Annotated in this window: 20 protein-coding genes and 2 pseudogenes; 10 read left to right on the top strand and 12 right to left on the bottom strand. The window is 38.0% G+C overall.

The window, feature by feature from the left end:
* Positions 1–14 precede the first annotated feature (14 nt).
* The 8 genes and pseudogenes from tolQ to ACFIMK_RS01915 form a co-directional block, all read right to left on the bottom strand.
* A complete protein-coding gene (gene tolQ, locus ACFIMK_RS01880; RefSeq protein ID WP_375682906.1) occupies positions 15–728 on the bottom strand; it encodes a protein TolQ in 714 nt (237 codons plus the stop codon).
* Positions 729–2,462: 1,734 nt separating this feature from the next.
* Positions 2,463–2,903 carry a tol-pal system-associated acyl-CoA thioesterase gene (gene ybgC, locus ACFIMK_RS01885; protein WP_375611759.1) on the bottom strand — a complete coding sequence of 147 codons (441 nt, stop codon included), beginning with the start codon at positions 2,901–2,903 and terminating at the stop codon, positions 2,463–2,465.
* A 211-nt stretch (positions 2,904–3,114) separates the two neighbouring features.
* The gene (ruvB, locus tag ACFIMK_RS01890) at positions 3,115–4,209 is read right to left on the bottom strand and encodes a Holliday junction branch migration DNA helicase RuvB (RefSeq protein ID WP_375613207.1); all 1,095 of its coding nucleotides are present in this window, start codon (positions 4,207–4,209) and stop codon (positions 3,115–3,117) included.
* 13 nt (positions 4,210–4,222) lie between these two features.
* Positions 4,223–4,837, bottom strand: a complete 615-nt coding sequence (gene ruvA / locus ACFIMK_RS01895) for a Holliday junction branch migration protein RuvA (protein ID WP_375611757.1) — start codon at positions 4,835–4,837, stop codon at positions 4,223–4,225.
* Between the two features lie 13 nt (positions 4,838–4,850).
* On the bottom strand, positions 4,851–5,366 hold the full coding sequence (gene ruvC / locus ACFIMK_RS01900) for a crossover junction endodeoxyribonuclease RuvC (RefSeq protein ID WP_375613206.1): 516 nt from the start codon (positions 5,364–5,366) through the stop codon (positions 4,851–4,853).
* Between the two features lie 1,324 nt (positions 5,367–6,690).
* Positions 6,691–6,934 (bottom strand): annotated as a pseudogene (locus tag ACFIMK_RS01905) (DUF1465 family protein); the annotation flags it as partial.
* A gap of 22 nt (positions 6,935–6,956) precedes the next feature.
* A complete protein-coding gene (locus ACFIMK_RS01910; RefSeq protein WP_375682638.1) occupies positions 6,957–7,475 on the bottom strand; it encodes a DUF1465 family protein in 519 nt (172 codons plus the stop codon).
* A gap of 180 nt (positions 7,476–7,655) precedes the next feature.
* Positions 7,656–8,798 (bottom strand): OpgC family protein, encoded by a 1,143-nt coding sequence (locus ACFIMK_RS01915; protein WP_375682639.1) that lies wholly within the window; start codon positions 8,796–8,798, stop codon positions 7,656–7,658.
* A 365-nt stretch (positions 8,799–9,163) separates the two neighbouring features.
* On the opposite strand from ACFIMK_RS01915, the gene ACFIMK_RS01920 reads away from it, so the two are divergent.
* Positions 9,164–9,826, top strand: a complete 663-nt coding sequence (locus tag ACFIMK_RS01920) for a thiamine phosphate synthase (RefSeq protein WP_375682640.1) — start codon at positions 9,164–9,166, stop codon at positions 9,824–9,826.
* A gap of 309 nt (positions 9,827–10,135) precedes the next feature.
* Complete coding sequence (locus tag ACFIMK_RS01925; protein ID WP_375682907.1) at positions 10,136–10,876, top strand: TIR domain-containing protein; 741 nt, start codon at positions 10,136–10,138, stop codon at positions 10,874–10,876.
* A 298-nt stretch (positions 10,877–11,174) separates the two neighbouring features.
* Here the strand turns inward: ACFIMK_RS01925 and ACFIMK_RS01930 are convergent, their stop codons facing one another.
* On the bottom strand, positions 11,175–11,459 hold the full coding sequence (locus ACFIMK_RS01930; protein ID WP_375683667.1) for a type II toxin-antitoxin system RelE/ParE family toxin: 285 nt from the start codon (positions 11,457–11,459) through the stop codon (positions 11,175–11,177).
* Positions 11,437–11,625, bottom strand: coding sequence for an antitoxin (locus tag ACFIMK_RS01935; RefSeq protein WP_375611750.1), 189 nt, complete (start codon positions 11,623–11,625; stop codon positions 11,437–11,439). The genes ACFIMK_RS01930 and ACFIMK_RS01935 overlap by 23 nt, the downstream gene beginning before the upstream one ends.
* A gap of 498 nt (positions 11,626–12,123) precedes the next feature.
* Here ACFIMK_RS01935 and ACFIMK_RS01940 point away from each other — a divergent pair, with 498 nt between their 5' ends.
* The 8 genes and pseudogenes from ACFIMK_RS01940 to ACFIMK_RS01975 form a co-directional block, all read left to right on the top strand.
* Positions 12,124–12,489 carry a helix-turn-helix domain-containing protein gene (locus ACFIMK_RS01940; protein WP_375668273.1) on the top strand — a complete coding sequence of 122 codons (366 nt, stop codon included), beginning with the start codon at positions 12,124–12,126 and terminating at the stop codon, positions 12,487–12,489.
* Between the two features lie 363 nt (positions 12,490–12,852).
* On the top strand, positions 12,853–13,896 hold the full coding sequence (locus tag ACFIMK_RS01945; protein WP_375682909.1) for a tetratricopeptide repeat protein: 1,044 nt from the start codon (positions 12,853–12,855) through the stop codon (positions 13,894–13,896).
* A gap of 604 nt (positions 13,897–14,500) precedes the next feature.
* The gene (locus ACFIMK_RS01950; RefSeq protein ID WP_375632054.1) at positions 14,501–14,869 is read left to right on the top strand and encodes a helix-turn-helix domain-containing protein; all 369 of its coding nucleotides are present in this window, start codon (positions 14,501–14,503) and stop codon (positions 14,867–14,869) included.
* A 633-nt stretch (positions 14,870–15,502) separates the two neighbouring features.
* Positions 15,503–15,901: a hypothetical protein gene (locus ACFIMK_RS01955; RefSeq protein WP_375610286.1), complete on the top strand. Its 399-nt coding sequence runs from the start codon at positions 15,503–15,505 to the stop codon at positions 15,899–15,901.
* A gap of 339 nt (positions 15,902–16,240) precedes the next feature.
* A complete protein-coding gene (locus ACFIMK_RS01960) occupies positions 16,241–16,591 on the top strand; it encodes a helix-turn-helix domain-containing protein (RefSeq protein ID WP_375681307.1) in 351 nt (116 codons plus the stop codon).
* 471 nt (positions 16,592–17,062) lie between these two features.
* Positions 17,063–17,638 carry an elongation factor P gene (gene efp / locus ACFIMK_RS01965; protein WP_015856958.1) on the top strand — a complete coding sequence of 192 codons (576 nt, stop codon included), beginning with the start codon at positions 17,063–17,065 and terminating at the stop codon, positions 17,636–17,638.
* An 11-nt stretch (positions 17,639–17,649) separates the two neighbouring features.
* The gene (locus tag ACFIMK_RS01970; protein WP_375638271.1) at positions 17,650–18,441 is read left to right on the top strand and encodes an inositol monophosphatase family protein; all 792 of its coding nucleotides are present in this window, start codon (positions 17,650–17,652) and stop codon (positions 18,439–18,441) included.
* Positions 18,442–18,447: 6 nt separating this feature from the next.
* Positions 18,448–19,126 (top strand): annotated as a pseudogene (locus ACFIMK_RS01975) (inositol monophosphatase family protein); the annotation flags it as partial.
* 490 nt (positions 19,127–19,616) lie between these two features.
* On the opposite strand, the gene ACFIMK_RS01980 reads toward ACFIMK_RS01975, so the two are convergent.
* Positions 19,617–20,852 carry a hypothetical protein gene (locus ACFIMK_RS01980; protein ID WP_375693511.1) on the bottom strand — a complete coding sequence of 412 codons (1,236 nt, stop codon included), beginning with the start codon at positions 20,850–20,852 and terminating at the stop codon, positions 19,617–19,619.
* A gap of 412 nt (positions 20,853–21,264) precedes the next feature.
* Positions 21,265–21,432: a hypothetical protein gene (locus ACFIMK_RS01985; protein WP_273790483.1), complete on the bottom strand. Its 168-nt coding sequence runs from the start codon at positions 21,430–21,432 to the stop codon at positions 21,265–21,267.
* Positions 21,433–22,063 lie beyond the last annotated feature (631 nt).

A 22,063-nucleotide genomic window follows, 5' to 3' on the forward strand; every position in this document is an offset into this window, starting at 1 on the left:
GGATAAGATCCTTTTTATAAAGAGGAAGGTGCTGCGCGTGTTTCATCAATACGCCGCGATACAATTGTTGAAAATTCATCGGCAAAATTTTCTATTTGTGCAATGATGCGCGCACTTTCATGAGTCAACTTGTTATAAGCAATAACAGCTGGAATTGCTGCAAACAAACCAATAGCGGTTGCCAAAAGCGCTTCTGCAATCCCTGGCGCGACAATGGCAAGTGATGTATTTTGAGAAGCTGAAATAGAAAGAAAAGACTCCATAATACCAATAACTGTTCCAAAAAGTCCGATAAAAGGTCCCGCAGATCCCAGTGTCGCAAGAAAACTTAATTTTGATTCTATTTTTTCACTTTCACGTCCCAGCGTCAAATCCATAGCCTTATCAATTCTGCTCTGCAAACTTTTCGATGTATGGGTCCCTTTTTCAAGAGATTTTTTCCATTCAACCATTGCTGCCATAAAAACTGCGGATATACTATTGGTACGTTGACTTTTGCATGATGCATAAAGATCTTCTAGCGCTTTGCCAGACCAAAATGTGCGTTCAAACTGCTTTATTTCACGCCGTATTCTCCGATACGTAAAAATTTTATCAAAAATAATTGCCCAACTCCAGATAGAAGCGAGCAGCAACCCGATCATAACACCTTTCACGATCCAACTCGCTTGCATAAACAAATGCAACATTCCAATTGTTTCTGGATTCGTTAGTTCTAAATGCGGCATAATTTTTGTCCCTCTAAATGAAAGATGCATTTTTAAAATTTATAAAACAGATTATTTTATAGTTTCTAAATTTAAGTAAAGACTCTAGTCTCACATAAATCCATGCGCTAAAACAAGACTTGTTTCTTAAATTTCCTTAAAAAGTTATGACGAGAGACATCCCTCAATGCACACCCCCCTCATTTCACAACAGCATTTATGAAAAATATAACGATAAGGATTTCTCCATAAATGCTATAAAAATAAAAGACATAAAAATGCATGATATAAAATCTATTATGCACCACCATCTTTACGCTTATGAAAAGAACGCTAAATCATCATACGCGTTTTAAGCTTAAAATACAGCGATAAGTCTTAGCACTTGAAAAGATTCATAAGAAGCATTTTATTCCTTTCTTAAGTATTTTTGTATCCACTCACCAACTCCGCTTGTGACATGTAAGAAAATGTTTTTGATTAATTCGCGGCAATAGAGCTTGAAAAGAAAAAATTTTACAAGTTTCAGAATTATCTGAAAGTGACAACGCAATGAATTATCATTGTAAATAAATATGTTATCATCATAAAAGATGACGCTTTGCCTCAGGCTATTATTTCTCTCATTTTCCATCGAATTGAATACGGGGTACACCATCGGGCACAAAAAACGATACTAAACCACCCTACCACACCTCACAACAATGCGCCTCCCCCATGCACCCCCCCTATTATAAGTCCTATATAATCTAGTGTAAGTCTCATGTAATCTCATTGTGTTGTGAATTAGCCCCTTTCAATGCCTATCATCTCTCTGGCACCATGGTATAACGTACAAGCTTCCGTGACATGAAAAAAGCCTTTTCACGTCTTTACTTCATGAAAACCAGCTTCTTCGCTCTCTTTGCTCACTTGCGATATTTGATCATTATTGCATTGAAAATGATACATAAGGAACATTTTTACAATTTTTTCAATGATTTTTATTGCTCTCTTATGATGCGTAAGCAAATGATTTTAATTGTTTCAACATGAACAGATTTGAAATGTAAAGTATTTTATTCTATTCCTCTATTAGGGTTTGTACCCGTGAGAAGTGATAATTTATCTTTCTAAGTCAATATATTATATAGAATAATATGCTTTTGAAACTTTAAATCAAGAATGCATTTCTGCTTTGTATACATTGATCTCTCACTCATTTACTACGCTTAGAAGCGCACATAAAGTGATGCATTATAGATAGAAATGGATGAAACACGCGCTCTTGTGATGCCAAATGACAATCCAGTAAAAAAAACAAATCAAATTGCTTAAAAACACCCTTTGGGTGTTTTTAAGACAATTTTCGACCTAATGGCTTATTATCACTTTATTGCAATATTGCGCTGGGTATGTGCATTTTTATAAAAATAAATCTTAATCCATTTTTATTTCTTTTTATATTTTGTACTTTTTCGCTGCTTTCCGATGCCAACAAACCTTTCTTCAAAAAAAAGAAAATATCTTGAGTTTATAGAAGAAAATGGATGATATGACATTGTTTTTGAATCATAACATGGATAGGGCGTGTTTAATTTTGTGGGATATCATCTTCAATTTATTGTAGTTATTGTAGCAGAGGTGCTTTCTTTTGCTGTATCGTGTAACCTTGTTAGAAAACATCTAGGCTATGATAAATGTATAGTCTTAGATTATAGATTACTTTATATCTGCTGATCTCTCCTGAAGCGGCTGTTTCAATGAATAACACTTTTAACCAAGCATTTTTGCAAAAAGTTCTTTGGGTAAACGTCGCGGTTTTGCCTCCTCATTAATCAGAGCAATTTCAACTTTGGCTGTTACCAACGTAGTCATCTCATGCAAAATAGATTGCTCCATAAAAAAGCGGGCCCCTTGGATATGAGTAACACGTGTTTTAACGACTAAAAGATGATCAATTTTAGCGGGTCTTGAAAAATTAATTTCCATATGACGAACAACAAAAAACAGTTTTTCCCCCTCACCCCCTGCTGCTAACATCTTATTATTAAAACCGGTATCCCGTAAAAACTCTGAACGTCCTCGTTCAAAAAACTCAAGATAACGCGCATGATAAACTACACCGGAAAAATCTGTATCCGCAACATAAACGCGGACCTGAAAATTATGAAAAGCGTTTGTATGATTGCTCTTAAAAGGTGTTATTTCTGTCATCGACTTCATATCCCATAAAATCATCTAATATAGCAAATTATCTATCAATCAAAAGATTGAACACATTTTTGTGTTGAAGTTGTGAAAAGCAAAAAATCTTTAATAGTGCCAAACCTTTTTAGCCAGAATATGCTAAAAGAAGGCACGTCTCTTGTATTTTATGACCTTGCTATAAAATATTCACATAGTTTCTTTTAATAAAGAGAATGTCTTAGTCATCTTCCCCATCCCATAAAGACGTCTGAAGTGATGAATTGTCTTGAGCATCAGAAAGTTGAGAACGCCTTTGTATAGACGTTGTAGAGGCTGGAGCAGAAAGCCCTAAATGGCTCCAAGCCTTTTCAGTTAGAATGCGTCCACGAGCGGTTCTTTGAATAAAACCTTGTTGGAGCAAATACGGTTCAACAATATCTTCAATGGCATCGCGTGGTTCTGATAAAGCAGCAGCAATCGTTTCAATCCCCACCGGTCCCCCTAAAAAAGTTTCCGCAATCAGGAGCAAGTAGCGGCGGTCAAGCGGATCAAGCCCAAGATGATCAACCTCAAGGCGCGAAAGGGCTTCATCGGCGATTTTTTGGTCAATTTGTTTTGCCTGTTTAACCAGAGCAAAATCACAAACGCGCCGTAAAAGCCGTCCGGCAATACGAGGCGTCCCGCGTGCTCGGCGTGCAATTTCATGAGCACCATCATCACTGATCTTAACGGCAAAAAGTCGTGCATTACGCTGCACAATATATTCCAATTCTTCTATCGTATAAAAATTGAGACGAATTGGGATGCCAAAACGGTCTCGTAGAGGTGTGGTTAAAAGCCCCAAACGTGTGGTTGCTGCCACCAAAGTAAATTTAGCCAGATCAATTTTCACCGAGCGTGCGGCCGGCCCCTCCCCAATGATCAAATCAAGTTGATAATCTTCCATGGCTGGATAAAGAATTTCCTCAATCGCCGGATTTAAGCGATGAATTTCATCAATAAACAAGACATCACGTTCTTCAAGATTGGTCAAGAGAGCGGCTAAATCTCCTGCTTTAGCGATGACCGGCCCTGAAGTAGAGCGAAAATTAACGCCTAATTCTTTTGCCATAATCTGTGAAAGCGTTGTTTTTCCCAACCCCGGTGGCCCTACAAACAAAACGTGATCCAGCGCTTCTTGCCGCGTTTTTGCTGCTTCAATAAATATTTTTAAATTAGCCCGCGCCGCTTCTTGACCAATAAAGTCATCGAGAACTTGTGGCCTCAAGGAACGATCTGGATCGTTAGGAAGGGGGGCGGAACCCAGAAGGCGTTTATCTTCATCTTTATGCATTGTTACCTTGATTTTAAGTAGGAGAAGAAAGCAATTTGAGACTATGGCGGATCAGCAGGGCAGAAGAAACAGTTTCCCCCTCAAGAGCATTCATCGCAAGAGCAAGAGCACGAGATGCATGCTCCCGTTCAAACCCTAGCTTCATCAACGCGGAAAGCGCATCATGCGCAGGTTGATTGGTCATCTCACGCTGAGAAACCGAAACAGTCTTGACAGCTTGTTCAAAGGGGAGTGTTTTACTTTTCAGTTCACCCACAATTCTTTCACTGACTTTTTTACCAACGCCTGGCGCTCGACTAATCATCGCAACATCGTTTAAAGCAATAGCCTGTGCAAGTTCATCTGGCGATAAAGTACCCAAGATTGCCAAAGCAACCTTTGCCCCTACTCCAGGAACATTTTGTAGAAGACAAAACCACTCCTGTTCAGCTCTTGTAGCAAAACCAAAAAGGCGGATTGCGTCTTCCCGAACATGCGTTTCAATAAAAAGGCTTAACGCCTCCCCAACAGAGGGTAAAGAAGGACGCAGCCGATTTGACACAAAAACAACATACCCCACACCGTGAACATCAAGAAGGATATGATCATCAAAGATATGTTCAAGAGTGCCCTTTAATTTGCCAATCATGCTTCCACCCCACTCATATCGCCATCCTTGCCTGATAAGATCGGTCAATACTGTTACGGTGCATACTATGACAAAGAGCAAGAGCAAGAGCATCAGCCGCATCACTGCTATCAAATTCAGCCCGTGGGAGGAGAACTTTGACCATCATATGGATTTGTTCTTTAGCCCCATGTCCAACCCCAATAACTGATTTTTTCACTTTGTTGGGCGCATATTCAAAAACAGGAAGATTTGCTTGCGCAGGAACCAGCAGTGCAATTGCACGCGCTTGGCCAAGTTTTAAAGTTGCTGTAGCATCTTTGTTGACAAATACATGTTCTACAGCGGCTTCATGGGGCATAAATTGATGCACAACCTCTGAAAGACCTTTGTGGATCTGACATAGTCTGGAAGCCAGCTCACACTGTACATCAGAAGAAACCGTCCCTGCTGCAATAAACTGAAGACGATTACCCGCAACATCGATAACGCCCCACCCTGTACGCCGTAATCCGGGATCAATGCCTATAATACGAATCGTCTCTGCCATAAACTACAGTCTATACACTTTTCCCCCCTGTGAATAAAGATGTGAATAAAGACAAGACCACAAAGAAACCAGCAACCCAAGACAAAACCAGTAAAAAGATAATCATATCCCCCAAATTTATACAATTATAACACACAACGAACAGCATCTTTATGGAATACACTTTATGAAGCATAACTGAAATCAATCAAAACCATTCACACATCACAAGCAAGCACCTTATCAAGCACCCTCTAAAGCATAAAAATTCCCTTTCTGTATCATTTCCAATGCCATAATGGTTAAACATCGCAAACGAGAAAATAGATCAGTGCTGGATTGCACATTCATAAGTATAAAGAGGCTATGCAATGAATAGTATACACTTTACGGAAACTTTTTACATTATAGCATGACGCTACCACAATAACTCAACACATTGATTTACAAAGATAATTAATTATTTTGTATGTTGCATAAGAATCCCGAATATCCTAAGATTTTCTCATTACAAATCTGTTTATATTGAAGCAATCAAAACCATTCTCTTACATATGAAACGTGGGATTGCCGTATAGAGTGAAACTGTACAAGACAGGACTAAAAATGCCTCTAATGAATTGTCTCAAGTTCCAAAAGCTGTTGCAACATTGGGGACTGGCAAAGATGATGATAGTGCCGGCTTTTTCCTTTGCAAGCGTAAAAATGAGAGAGGCTCAACGAATGTGAATAAGAACTGAGAGGTGTTTTTGAGTATACTCATCACACCACAATGACATTGCATATAGAGGGACATTGCATGGGGGCACAGGGAACCCATGGGGCATTCATTATATGGCACTTTATTTTGGATATTTTACTTTACGCGAGGGAAAATACCTTCCATTCAAGACAAAAGAAGCCCAAAAACTGTAACAATGTGTATCATCCTCATTAACACACACTTTACAGCAGCTTTATAGGCATAAATTATAGAGCACAAATAAATTGATGTACAAGCCCCTACTCTATCTTAGAGCCAGATCATTATCAGAGCCAAAACAAAATCACACGATAGATCAACAGAAAGTGTTCCAGCTGCAATCAACCAAAGCCGATTTCCCACAAAACCAACCATACTCCATCCCATGCCATAATTTACAATCAATACCTATACCCTTCAGCTATAAGCTCAAGATATTTCCTACGCTCAAATAAAATTAGGCAGAAAAAAGCACTCTAGATTAGTTTTAGTTGTGAAATTTCGGTTGTAAAAAAAAATGGGTATACTGCTCTAAATATCGCAAGAAAGAAGCAAGGAGCTATTATTCTCAGCACGCCCAAAGGCTGTTTTGAGCAATTCGATTTATTTTCCCACTGGATTATCATCGCTTAAACTACAGCCGCCCCTTATTGACCAGAACGCTTAAACTACAGCAGCATCTCTAAATGAAAAAAATGCGCGCTTCTAAACGCAATGAATGAGAAACAAATTGGCGAAAAATTTCTGGCAATTCATGCCAATGAGGGGTTTCAAGTTCCAATGTCGGTGTATGAAGTGACACTTTTACAATTTCTTTTTTTATTTGTTCTGATGACATTTCTCCTTCGCACAAAGCAAGGGGAGTCCCTCTAAGAACGCCCAAAGGCTGTTTTGAGCAATTCGATTTGTTTTCCCACTGGATTATCATCTTCTAAATCACAGGAGGCCGCAGTTTCCCACCCAGCACGCATATAGGTTATCCGCGCTTCTAAACGCAATGAATGAGAAACAAATTGGCGAAAAATTTCTGGCAATTCATGCCAATGCGGGGTTTCAAGTTCCAATGTCGGTGTATGAAGTGACACTTTTACAATTTCTTTTTTTATTTGTTCTGATGACATTTCCCCTTCACGCTCTGCGCGAAGAAGAAGGAGTTGAGAAGCGATTTGCATAAGTCGTGTACTTAAATACATAGCCTCTTTTGCATAGATTGCAGAAACCTCTGCCGAAAGAGAGCGTGCTACTAATTTCCCTTCTGAGTCAATATACGCTGCGGTTTTTTCAATCAGCGCCATTGTTTCTTCATAGAGACGATTAAAAGCATTTTCAAAAGCATTATGCTCAATCATGATAATAGGTTCATCATATGGACGTTTATGTACACTCACGCTTTTATACTCCAAGTATCAGCACAAAATTATACCACTCAACGAACAGAGTATTAAAAAGTTTCTTTTGTTGCTGTATAGAACGCTTTTTTTTAAAACTGCTACCTCTTTTAATTTTTTTGCGCAACGCACTTTTTATACTAAGGTTAACGTGCCCAACAAACACTATAGGAATGTTTTTTATAAACGGATCATTTTCCTTGAAAATGACCACTGCCAAGATTGCCGTTTTTCACAATAATAAGCGACTCCAAATTGCAAAGCAATACCCGTTATTATTAAGAGGGTATCGGAAAAAAACGTTTCTGTCATCACTGTTTTTATAATTTGTCCAAACATCGCAAAAATGGTTCCCGTTACAAAGACCGGTAAACTATGTTTTCCTAAAATTGCTAAAGGATGTTTCTGAGAGACATAAAACCATTTATTGATGCGCGGCAAAGAAAGAATGAGAAAGGCTAATGCAAGAACATGGAGTAAACGTGGCAAGCTTAAAAAGGTTTTATTAAAGTTCAACAATGGGGAAGACCAGCCAAGCCACCCCAAAATGCCCCACCAATTTAAGCGAACCCATAACAGCGCCAACAAGAGATACGCTGCCGCACAAACAATCCAAAAAGACTGAAAAGCGATTTTTTTTCCTTGTTTAAGCGCTAAAGTACTGGTCAATCCTATGACAAATAAGAATTGCCAAGACAAAGGATTTAAAAACCACTTTCCCTTTAAAGGATAAGAAGGAGGAGCAATTTTATAAAATCCGCAGATAAGATACAGTGTAAAGGAGCCCAAAAGCAGCCATTTTGTCTGCTTACAACTCAAATAAAGGATAAAAGGCGCAAAAAACATCAAAACGATATAAAGAGGAAGAATATTATTATATCCCAATTGATGCCCAAAGCTTAAGGTACTCAAAAATGCGATACTAGGCTCTTTAAAAAAGAGTCCCACATTGTTCATCGATAAAAGTTTTTCTGTTCGCCATAATAAAAAGGCAGCAAAAAAAAGACTTAACGTGACAAAAGTAGTAAAAAGATATGCACCATAGAGCTGCAGAGCTCTGTACCAAAGTTTTCGGATAATAAAAGCAAAGGATTTTTGCTGTAATCGTCCATGAAAGCTTAACCCAAGAGCAATCCCTGAAAGCAAAACAAACACTTCTGCACAATCAGAAAAACCGAAGTTTCTATGAGTAAAAGACTCATAGATCGTTCTGGGAATATGGTTGATGAAAATCGTCAATAAGGCCAAAGAACGAAAAACATCAATGCGTGTATCACGATGAGAAGGTTGAGTATTATGCTCAAGAATACCTTGGTATTTCATCAGTGGACTCCCACACGTTGCACCCCCCTTGAAGTCCCATAAAAATGGTGCTTACCCTTATTGCCAACAAGCATGAACAGGATGAAATTTTAATTTTTAAGAGTCAAGTTTCATTTTAAGCGTTTATTTTTTTAAAAGCAAAAGTTTTTTAAAGGCAAAAGAACGAAAAGCGTCCATACGTGTATCACAACAAAAAGGCGACATATTATGCTTAAAAACACTCTCATTTCTCATAAACAGGCTTCCACACACCCACAAATCCTTTAAATTACGTGAAAATGGTGGTCACTTTCATCGCAAATAAGCATAATAGAATGAAACTTTAATTTTTAAGCGTTATTTTTTCTAAGAAACAGGGATTTGACATGACAGAACAAAAAAATAAACCAATTGATCCACCTCTTTTCCCTCAGTTGATTTTAACACTTGATGTTCGGCGCAACACCCCACACGCATTATTGCGGCAAATTTTGCAAACAAAGTCTTTTGCATGCGTCATCCTCTATGATTCTGAAAAGTTGAAAGATGATAGCTCTTTTTTACAACAACAAGCGCAAATTTACGCAGAAGATATTCAACATCATGACGCAGCCCTTCTCATCGCTGATGACAGCCGCATTGCTGGGCGTATAAAGGCTGATGGATTGCACATAGAAGATGATCTTAACGCTCTTGAAAGCTTCAAAAATCAGCAAAAGGAACAAAAAATCATAGGCTTTGGCAATTTACGCAATCGCCATAGTGCTATGCTTGCAGCGGAAACAGGTGTTGATTATCTATTTTTTGGCAAATTAGGGGCTGATAAAAAACCCCATGCGCACCCCCGCAATCTCCAGTTAGCAACATGGTGGGCAGAGATTATGGAAATCCCTGCTGTTGTGCAAGCAGGAAGCGATTTTTCAACCTTTGATGAAGCCTTAAAGACTGGATGTGAATTCATTGCTGTAGAAGAAGTCATTTTCGGGAACGACAATCCCTTAATACTGCTTAAAACAATGCAAGAAAAATGTAAGGACACCCCCTTGTAATATAGGAGAAGAATTTATAAATAAAACGTTAACTTTCGTGTTTCTTATAGAGAACATAATGATATATAAAAATAGGAGAAAAATTCGTTTCGTTTATTCATAATTCAATCAGATCGCTTCATCACGCAGTAAAATTTCCCATCATTTAGTCAAGTTTTCCCACGTTTCAATCAATTGAATGGAAGGTGACTGTCTTTTTTTGTGCATAGTATAAGAAAATGAAATCATAGCGCTCTTTAAATTCAAATAGTTATAAAAATAAACCACCATTTTATATTAATAGCCAGCAATATTGAAAGAATATAAACAGTGAAATATAGCGGAACCTTCGAAGACCTTAAAGATATAGTTAAAACAGCTGGATATAAAATCATAGAAATTAAGTCTCTATCACTTAATTCTTCTAAAGGATATCAGATCAAAACCTCCGAAGGAGGCGTTATTAATTGGTATGAAAGCACAGGAACAATCAACGTTCAAGGCAAAGAAAACATAAAACAAAAGTTAATAGAAGATTTAGCAAAGCATATAGAAGAAACATCAACGATTCCTTCCTCAAAAACTGCCCCCAATCCCTCAAATAAAAAAATCTTTATCGTTCATGGCCATGACCATATTGCTCTAGAGCAACTTGAACTTATTCTTCGCAGGCTTGGTCTCGAACCATACATCTTACAAAACACGAGTGGTAATGGTTTACCCATCATTCAAACTTTGAAAAAAGAAATTTGTGACAGTTCTATAAGTTTTGGTATTGTACTCCTCACGCATGATGACATGGGTTATGCTATATCTCAAGGTGCAGAAAAAATTCAACCCCGTGCACGACAAAACGTTATTTTCGAAATGGGCATGTTAGCTGCCGCACTTCCTCTTGAGAGGATTGCTATTCTACAAAAAGAAGGCATTGAAATGCTTTCAGATGTTGGTGGAGTTTACTACCTTTCTTTTAATGAACACGTAAAAGAAACACTTCCGGATCTTATTGATCGACTATGTGAAGTTGGCTACAATTTAGATGCAAAAAAATTTGCTACAGCATCACGTTAAATTTGAATAATGCTTATGTTTATTTTTTAAAGCGCACGCCTAAAACCACGTAGCATCCCACCACATTCCACAGACACACCCATTCTATAGGCTCAAAGAAACGATCCACCCCCCACTCTTATTCAAACAGCAAGCGATTGTGCAAATTTTAATGAAGAGACCGCGCGTGAATTCACTACCGTAGAAGAAATCATTTTAGTCTCTTTGATAAACGCGGGGCTGTTGTCATAATTTTGATGGACTTGCAAAGTTTAAGAGGCAGCCTCTCATTAGATTAAAGAAAAATAGGAAATTCACGTCAGGCATGTACTACAGCTACAATTTCGATTTGATGTGCAGCTACTCGATACAATATAAGGTAATTTGGATGCGCTACAATTTCTCGTAATCCTAATACCTTCTCACTCTGTCTGTATAAATATGGATGTTCAGCCAATGGCAGTACAGATGCTTCCAAAAACCTTTTCATTCGGCGCGCAGCAGATGGTTTCTCGCGAGCAATATAGGTAACATCTGACGCAAATTGTCGCGCGCCGAAGACAATCAAACAACCGGAAGCATCACTTGTCCTGTTCAGCTTCAAGCTGACTGATTATAACTTCCATTTCAGCCATAACCTCATCATGCGGAATAGGAGGATATGGATTTGCAAGACTGCTCGCTACCTTATCGCGCAGCCATGCAGTGTAGCTGCTTTCCTGTTCAACGGTTTCGAACTCTGAAATTAGCGGAGAAAGGGTGGTCTTCATAATATATGTCCTTTCTATTCCTGAATATTGGAGATAATTACTCTTGTCTATGTTGTCAATACTAGAGAATTGAAAATGTTTAACTTTTAAGCGTCCAAAGTTCTTTTGATCTTAAACCTTAAGGCTTTTTAACCCTCTCAAAAAACACGGGGGCTAATGTCATGATTTTGACAATCATTCCAGAGAGATTTAAGAGGAAGATAGCCTCTCATTAAAAAACAAATTTTGTAAGTAAAAAACTATTTTTATTGTAAATTTCCTGAAATTACTTTATGAATTAAAAGATGTTTTGGTCGCATACGCAACGACCAAAAGGGGCCTTGAAAACCCTAAGTTCTAGCGTAAAGATGAACCCACTTTGTGGGTATCCCGGAATTCCGGGAGTTTTTGCTATGTCCAGGTGCTTTAAGCACTAAAAGCAAAAAAAGCTGATTAGATTTCAGTACTTTCAAGCTCCCGGAATACTCATGCGAGGGCGCTCGCAACCGGCGGGGAAAAATGCAATCTCAAAATCTTAATATTGATCTTTTTATTGGCAAAAAAATTCGTTTGAGACGAAAAATGCTAAAAATGTCTCAAACAACTTTAGGACACGCTTTAGGTGTCACTTTCCAACAAATTCAAAAATATGAAAACGGCTTAAATCGTGTCAGCGCAGGGCGTTTAATGGAAATTTCTGATATCTTGAATGTTCCCATTGCCTTTTTTTACGCCGATATCATTACAAAACAGCAGTCCCCATACCACCATGATGAAATCGCATCAAGCACAGAGGAATACCTGCTGCTCAAAAGATTTAGAGTTCTAACAACGGTAAAAAAGAAAGCCTTTTTACAGCTGATCTCTGATGAGAATGCAAGCTAACATCACACGAATAGCGTGCGCTATTCATAAGCATTCATACGTATTTTAAAAAGCAACCTCCATTGTAAGCATTTTTTCATTTTAGGGGGATAAGCCATTGATATAATAGAAGATAAGCATCTTTACATACGATAACCCCTCATCATTATTATTTTTAACAGGACTGTATTATTTTTAACAGAACTGTTTTAAACAGTCTGTCTCTCGTCGACATTTATGCTACTTTTTTAACTTACCCAACCCTACCTTGAACCAAGACGAAAAACTGAGAGATAAAAAGTAATATAGAAATGAAATTCTTATACGGCTTGTAATGATGAAAAAAAATGTGAAAATTCTGATCGGTAATGAGGAGAAAACACCATGATCAAGAGAAGCGTGAAGCTGCTCATCTTAGGCGTGATTGGGCTTGCAAGTTCTGCTGTAAGTTCAGCGGGAAACACTGAAGAAATCTCAAATTCTGAAAGCTCTTTCAATACGGTTCAAGATGCGTCAAACACACAAGAACCTTTTCAGCCTTTAAAAGCTGGAGATTATGACCAAGCCTATGACTATTACATCCAAGGTTATTATTTAAAAGCTTTTCGTGAAGCACTCCGACGTGCTGAAAAAAATGATCCTTTTGCACAAACTCTTCTTGCCCGAATTTATATGGAAGGATGCGCTGTTCCTATTGACGGTGCGCGTGCTGCTTTATGGTTTGAACGCGCTGCAAAACAGGGGGAACCCCAAGCACAACTACGCTATGGACTTATGTTGTTTGATGGTAACTTTATAAAACAAAATCAAGAACTTGGTGCGCAATTCATTCAAAAAGCTGTCAAAGCAGGCGTCAAGGAAGCCTATTTTTATTATGGACAACTGCTTCTTTATAAGGCCTCACAGGAAAAACAAGCTCTCCCTGGTGTTTCTTCCCAAAGTCGTGAAAATGAAGCAATAGAGCAAGCCTTAAAATGGTACTTAAAAGGTGCTGCTCTTGGCGATGCTGAAGCGGCTTTTTCTGCTGCAAAAATTCTTTCCTTAGGCACGTTAAAGCGACCAAAAGATGATTACAATGCCCGCAAGCTCATGGAAGTAGCAGCTCAAAACAACCACTTAAAAGCTCAACTTCATTTAGCACAATGGCTTGTACAGGGGCGTGGAGGAGAAACAGATTTTCAGCGTGCTTTTCATTTACTTCACAGAAATGCCGTCAACATGATTGCACCAGCACAGATTTCCCTTGCAAGGCTTTATCGAGATGGCACAGGAACAAAAGGCGATATAATAATGGCAGCGGCATGGTATATGCTCGCAAAGGAGGCAAAAATGCAAGCTCCTGATCTTGAAATAATGCTCCAAGGCATGGATAAGGCACAACTAGAAAAAGCGCACAAAGAAGCAATAAAGCTCCTTCCTGTTTTTTAAATACTCCTCTCTGCATCAAAAAGATAAAATTTATAGAAATTCCGGGAGATTTTGCTCTGTCCAGGTGCTTTAAGCACTAAAAGCAAAAAGGCTGATTCGGATTCAGTATTTTCAAGCTCCCGGAATACCAACGCGAGGGCGCTCGCAACCGGCGGGGGCTTTAAAATGCGAGCCAAAAATCTTGATAATGACATTTTCATTGGTAAAGAAAACGCACTGGTATCATTTGCTTAACAAACAATACCCAATAAGCAAAACAGCTAGGCTATCCTGAAAATTCCGCAAGCTCTATTTTTTCATTCTTTTTGCTTGGATGAAAAACACGCCGACTCTCAGTAAAAAGCTATTTTTTATTGCCAAGCCTCCGAAATTACTTTACATATTGAAAGGTGTTTTGGTCGCATACGCAACGACCAATAGGGCTCTAAAAACCCGAAACCTCGTACATAAATTTACCCCGCTTTGCGGGTATCCCGGAATTCCGGGAGATTTTGCTATGTCCAGGTGCTTTAAGCACTAAAAGCAAAATGCTGATTCGAGGTCAGTGTTTTTAGACTCCCGGAATACCAACGCGAGGGCGCTCGCAACCGGCGGGGGCTTTAAAATGCGAGCCAAAAATCTTGATAATGACATTTTCGTTGGCAAAAAAATTCGTTTGAGACGAAAAATGCTAAAAATGTCTCAAAAAACATTAGGTCAACATTTAGGTGTTACTTTCCAACAAATCCAGAAATATGAAAACGGCTTAAATCGTGTCAGCGCAGGGCGTTTAAAAGAAATTGCCGATATCTTAAATGTTCCACTTGTCTTTTTCTATGCAGATATCTTAACAAAACAACAGCCCCCGTACTCTCATGATGAAATCGCATCAAGTACAGAGGAATACCTACTTTTAAAAAGATTTAGAGTTCTAACCTCGATAAAACAAAGAGCCATTTTACAATTACTCTCTGATCAAAATGAAAGCTTTTAACATCATAATATAGGGCGCTACACTCTCTATTCTTGACTTGCCTCCCACCCCTCAAAGGACAGAAGCCCCTTCCCTATCCAGTTGGGAAACAATCCGTCTTCTCAGAACAGAACTCTTTTAGCTTCCCATTTTATGTGGTTCATTTCACAAGATTATCCGGACAAGCTCTCCCTCAAATATTCACCACACACTCTCATAAAAACATCACATGTACAAAGTTTTATGTCTTATAGCACCACACCTCAAACGACAGTATTTTACAGCAAACAGAATAAGCATTCATACGTATTTAAAAAAAGACAGCCCTCAAAAAGCAATGCTTGAAAATTTTTTTGGTCGATCTGGAACAGAACCTAACGCATCATTTTATAATGGTGATAGAGGACATGATCTTAACATGCAAACGCAAAAAATTGCTTTTTTATCATAATCACTAAAAGCAGCTGTTTATTAAAATATACGCCACCAGAAGCACTTCAAGCAGCCTTTACAGCTGAAACCATTATTCATTGATTAATTAACCGATTGATTAGATACCGATATGTTGTTAATGTGCTATAAGTAAAGTTGCTCTTAATTTCTGGAAGAGGAGCTTCGCAAATAAAGAGCAACAATAAGTAAGGGGAATTAAAGATGTTAAAATATTTATTGCTGTCACCGGTTGTGTTGGTGGCTGGTTGCGCATCTGTAGGCAATTATTCATCAAATTATGTTGATCAAAGTCTTACAAAGCGTCAGGCACAATTAGTTGCTAACAAATTTATTAGCTATATCAAGAGACCTCTACCACCAGCTACAACCACATTTCTTATAAAGAAAAATAATACAGCAGACAACTTTACTCCTTTATTTATCAATCTGTTGCGACGGAATGGATATAATGTGATCTATACAGATCAACCTCAAAAGCAACAAAACATGGGTGTGAATTTGAGGTATAGAATAAAATTAAATAGTAGCACTATAGTGTCTCTTTTTCAGTATAGTGTGAACGGAGAACTACGTGCTCATATAAGTACTCAGCCCAAATGAACCCGCTATTTAATGTAAACATTCTCTATATTTTACACGTAAAGACTTAAAAGTTCTTGCGAAAGGCAAAGAGATTTGCATCTCAATAAAAACCCTCATTTTTAGCCAGAGTGGATAAATTTTATTATAGATTGTGACAATACAAAATAGTGTAAATTATAGCTTTGAGATTTAAGAAAAGAAGAATACTAAAAATAATGAAAATGCCCCACACCCTAGTGAATTGTTACGCGAAGATGTAAATGCAAAACTTGGACTATCTGTGATTGAAGCAGCTGAAGAGTTTTCTATATCCCGTGTAGCATTTTCTAGGGTTTTGGTAAAAATCCTTATAACGACATTTTCAGCGGCAAATTCATTGGCAAAAAAATTCGTTTGAGACGAAAAATGTTGAAGATGTCTCAAAAAACATTAGGTCAACATTTAGGTGTTACTTTCCAACAAATCCAGAAATATGAAAACGGCTTAAATCGTGTCAGCGCAGAGCGTTTAAAAGAAATAGCCGATATCCTAAATGCTCCACTTGTCTTTTTCTATGCTGATATCTTAACAAAACAACAGCCCCCATACCACCATGATGAAATCGCATCAAGTACAGAAAAATACCTGCTTTTAAAAAAATTTAGAGTCCTAATCTCGATAAAACAAAGAGCCTTTTTACAATTACTCTCTGATCAAAATGAAAGCTAACACCACGCTCTATCCCATGAGACACTATAATAAACTCCGTATTCACATATTCATCACATATTCTTAATTAAAAACACCTCATGGTTTTAGGGAACTTATATCATTGCCATCAATTATATTATTGCCATCAATGATGATATTTTACGACACAACGGGATAAATTTCCCCAAAAATTCTAAAAAATTTTTGTGCAAATTTTTAAAAAGCTTGCGTCTGAGCGCTTTTTATGGTCTTGCAAAGAACTGAAAAGCAAAAATACATAAAGGTCCTTTTTTACTTAAGCTTTTCTCTTTGCAAAAAGCAGGAGAAAGCCCATAAAGAGCACACAGGACCATGAGAGAGCCGCAAGGTTAATCAAAGGGATTTTAGCCCGAAAATAACAAAAGAGCTTGACTGTTAAAGGCAGCAAAGAAAAGCGCCATAAAAACAACAAGAGAGTTCTTTTTGCAAGAATAGAATTGGATAGAAACGATGAAAATTAATGGCAATGAAATTCGCCCTGGTAATGTGATCGAACATCAAGGAAGCTTATGGGTTGCTGTTAAATGTAACGCTGTAAAACCAGGAAAAGGTGGTGCATTTAACCAAGTTGAAATGAAAAATTTGATTGATGGTACAAAACTTAATGAACGCTTTCGTGCTGCTGAGACAGTTGAACGCGTGCGCCTTGAACAAAAGGATTTCACATTTCTTTATCAACAAGGGGATGCTTTGGTCTTTATGGATTCAGAATCTTATGAACAACTTGAACTTCAAAAGGATTTTGTTGGTGAACGTGCTGCGTTTCTCCAAGATGGGATGACTGTCACAGTTGAACTTTATCAAGAAAAGCCTATTGGCATCTCACTTCCTGATCAGGTTGCTGTCACAATTGCGGAAGCCGATCCTGCCATCAAAGGACAAACGGTTACCTCCTCTTATAAACCCGCCATTCTTGAAAACGGGATTCGTATTCTTGTTCCCCCCTTTATGAATGCTGGTGAACGTATCATTGTAGACACCAATGAGTTGATTTATTTGCGTCGCGCAAATGAAAAAGATAAATAAAGGAATAAAAAATGGCCCATTCTGCAGTCATGAATGTCATGGTGCAAGCTGCAATGAAAGCAGGACGCTCGTTGGTACGTGATTACGGTGAAGTGCAAAATTTGCAAGTGTCTTTGAAAGGACCAGCAGATTATGTCAGCCAAGCAGATCGCAAAGCGGAAAAAATTATTTTCAATGAACTAAGCAAGGCGCGCCCCAAATTTGGTTTTCTGATGGAAGAGTCAGAAGAAATCATTGGAGAAGATTCACAACACCGTTTTATTGTTGACCCTTTAGATGGCACCACAAATTTTCTCCATGGCATTCCTTTTTTTGCTGTTTCCATTGCCTTAGAAAGCCAAGGGACAATCGTTGGTGGTGTCATTTACAATCCCGTGAATGATGAACTCTTCACCGCAGAACGCGGGTGTGGTGCTTTTTTCAATGACCGCCGCTGTCGCGTTTCTGCTCGACGCAGACTAGAAGATTGTGTCATTGCTACAGGAATGCCTCATTTTGGTCGCCCAAATCATGGAACCTACCTTATTGAATTACGTAATGTGATGGCAGAGGTTGCCGGACTTCGCCGTTTTGGTGCTGCTGCTCTTGATTTAGCTTATGTGGCTGCTGGAAGAACCGATGGCTTTTGGGAAGATAACCTGCAAATTTGGGATATGGCTGCTGGAATATTGATGGTTCGTGAAGCCGGTGGTTTTGTCACCGATAAAGAAGGCGGCAACAATATATTTCGCAAAAAAAATATCATTGCCGGCAATGAACACATTCGCCTAAAATTAGAAAAAACCCTCAAAAAAGGCATTTAAGCCTAAAAAAATCCAGCAGATTACCTCAGCCAAGCAGATCGCAAAGCGGAAAAAATTATTTTAAATGAATTAAGCAAAGCGCACCCCAAATTTGGTTTTCTGATGGAAGAGTCAGAAGAAATCACTGGAGAAGATTCACAACACCGTTTTATTGTTGACCCTTTGAGATGGCACCACAAATTTTCTCCATGGCATTCCTTTTTTTGCTGTTTCCATTGCCTTAGAAAGCCAAGGAAAAATCGTTGGTGGTGTCATTTACAATCCCGTGAGTGATGAACTCTTCACCGCAGAACGCGGGTATGGTGCTTTTTTCAATAACCGACGCTGTCGCGTTTCTGCTCGACGCAGACTGGAAGATTGTGTCATTGCCACGGGAATGCCTCATTTTGGTCGCCCAAATCATGGAACCTATCTTATTGAATTACGCAATATAATGATGGAAGTTACTGGATTGCGCCGTTTTGGCGCTGCTCTTGAGTTTATCTTATGTCGCCGCAGAAAAAACCGATGGTTTTTGGGGAGATAACCTGCACATTTTTGATAAAACTACCAGCATACTGATGCTTCGCAAAACCGGTGTTTTTGTCACTGATAAAGAAGGCAGCAGCGATATATTTCGCAAAAAAAATATCATTGCCGGAAATGAACACATTCGCATCAAACTATAAAAAAAACTTCAAAAAAGCATTTAATTCTTACAGTTTTTTACAAAACCCTTAGAACCTTAAACAAACACATGAAGAAAGAGTTTTTAATTTTCTTTACAGAAAACGATAGGAAATAACTGATTAGATAGTGACAAAAAACATCACCACGAACAAAAAATGTACTTGCTATACCCCCCACAAAAGCAATCCCCAATAGCTTACCTTATTGACGTTTCTGTTATTCAAATTCCCCTGCAAACAAGCTGCAAAAGGCAATAAACACAAATCCCATCATAACCAAACGCCCCAAAAAGCAATTATCGCACCCAAAACAAGAACACAGCCCATTTACTCCTCAATATATGCTCTTTACAGTGCGCTATCCATTGATCGAAAAACTCTCCTCTCTCATAAAAGCTGCCGCATATGCTTAAGAGTTTTCACTCTTTTCCACCACTACATAATAGCAGAAATTTCAGAAAAACCACTGATTCAGTGGGTTGTTCTCTACCCCTTTATTCAACCGTTTTACAAATAGTTTATCAAATGCCGACGACATTTATAATAATGAAAATCTTTGTTTTCCAAAATTGCTTTCTGCATTTCACTTGCAAGCTGCTCTTTATCTTTTTCAACAACCTCTTTCAGCGCCTTTACCTTCTCATTACCGAAGATAATTTTTAATTTTTCTTTTAACTTTTTTTCCTCAACAAGCTTCTCCCAAAAGATCAATCGGTTATCGCATTTCTCATTTGATGATTTCATCCACTCTTTAACGCCTAATTTGTAAGCTTCTTCAAATGTTGGATTCCCTTCAACAATGGAAAGCTTTTTTGCTCTATTTGTGTCATTCTCTTTACAAGTATTGATTACATCTCTAACTGTGACAGAATGGCAACCATTATCAAAGGCAACATAGCCTTTTTTCACTGTTTTAATAAGCTTCTTATAGTAAATGAAAGTTTCTCTTGCCTCCTTATAATCACTGGAAATATCACACAACAACAACAACACATTCTTTTTACAATATAATAATAAAGTACACTCACCAGACCAAGATTCCGAAAGCTTTAGCATTTTCTCTATCTCTTTGTGTTCTATACTTATAGATATGTGGTCCCACAAAGTATCTGTAAATTTTTTCTTTTCATCCTCCCCTGTAAAGTTTTCCTTTTGGTGCTGTTTGCATTCAGCTGTAATCATATCATCAAGAACATATAACCACCAATGAAGTAATAACATTGTAGGTTGACTCCGTTTTTTTTTCGTAAGAGGATCTACAAACTTTTGCAGAGTTATTCCATTCCTTCTCATTAATCGCACTGCTTTTATAAAAAATTTCCTAAAATACGAGGTATCCAAGAGACTACATATTTTTTTGTAATGTTCATAAGTAAGTTTTTTTCCAAGTGCTTGCTTGTACAATAAACGCACTTTGTGATCCCCTCGAACACAAATATCCTTTACCAATGGAAGCCGATCTCCACTGAATTTCATATCTTCCCTAGGATTTTTTATCCCCAGTACGTCTCTTTCCCATAGCCTTACTCCCTCATCCCATTGTTTCAACCATTCCTGCGATACTTTTTGAGTTTTTTTAACAAGCCTTTGTTCCCCTTGTGCAATAATATCTTTATGTCCAGCGCATTCTTGCTTTTTTTGCTCAAGTTGTTCAGTCAATTGAAGACACTTCTGTTCCCATTGTGCAATAATATCTTGATGTCCAGCGCATTCTTGCTCTTTTCGCTCAAGTTGGTCAGTCAATTGAAGACACGTCTGTTCCCATTGTGCAATAATATCTTGATATCCAACGCACTCTTGCTTTTTTTGCTCAAGTTGTTCAGTCAATTGAAGACACTTCTGTTCCCATTGTGCACTAATATCTTGATGTCCAGCGCAATCTTGCTCTTTTCGCTCAAGTTGGTCAGTCAATTGAAGACACTTCTGTTCCCATTGTGCAATAATATCTTGATATCCAGCGCACTCTTGCGCTTTTTGCTCAAGTTGATCAGTCAATTGAAGACACTTATATGCCCCTTGTGCAATAATATCTTGATATCCAACGCACTCTTGCTTTTTTTTCTCAAGTTGTTCAGTCAATTGAAGACATTTCTGTTCCCCTTGAGCAATAATATCTTGATATCCAGCGCACTCTTGCTCTTTTTGCTCAAGTTGTTTAGTTAAATGCTTGTTCTGATAAATTGCCAATGCAAGCATTAAGCTTCCCCCACAACACACTATCATTGCCAAACCGAACAAAAAATCCACTGAGTATCCCGAATACCACGACTTCCCCATCCATATGATGCAGAAAATCATAACGCCGCATCTTACACTCCCACATTTTTTCCCCCATTTCCAAATGACCTTAATTATAGCTATTATGAAAGCTATTGCCAATTTTATGTCTTCTTCCATTCTTGCTCTCTTTTATTCCCACCAATATTTAACGCAGCTCTTTTATCGATCCCTCGATATTGTATCATTGTGTGTACATCTGATTTGAAAATCACTACATATTATATTTTAATAAAAACAATACACAAAATATAGATGTTTTTATTGGTAAAATAAAACAATTTGTATTTAATAATGCTGTTTTAATGATTTATGTACTTTAAAGAAAAGCCTTATAAGCCCTCAAAATGCATGATCCATGAAATATTGATTTTCAAAGTAATAAAAACCTTAACTCAACCAAACAGCAAAACAAACTGCGTGCTTTGTTCGCACTGTTTTATAACATCAATAAAAAGCGCCTCTGCCTATTTAGCAGTTCTTCTTTAAGTAGCCCAGCACCATCATACTCTTATGCCAGCGCCCCCCGTTGTGATAGCCCTTGAAACTTGAGACGATTCATAAAGAGGACTTATTCTTTCTAAAGTGTTTTATTCACGCGAGCTCTCTCTGCTTGCCACATACAAGAGACATGGTTTTGATTGATTTAATATAACTACATTTGGCATGAGAAAATC

This window comes from Bartonella sp. AP280QHHD (assembly GCF_042196125.1).
Taxonomy (GTDB): domain Bacteria; phylum Pseudomonadota; class Alphaproteobacteria; order Rhizobiales; family Rhizobiaceae; genus Bartonella.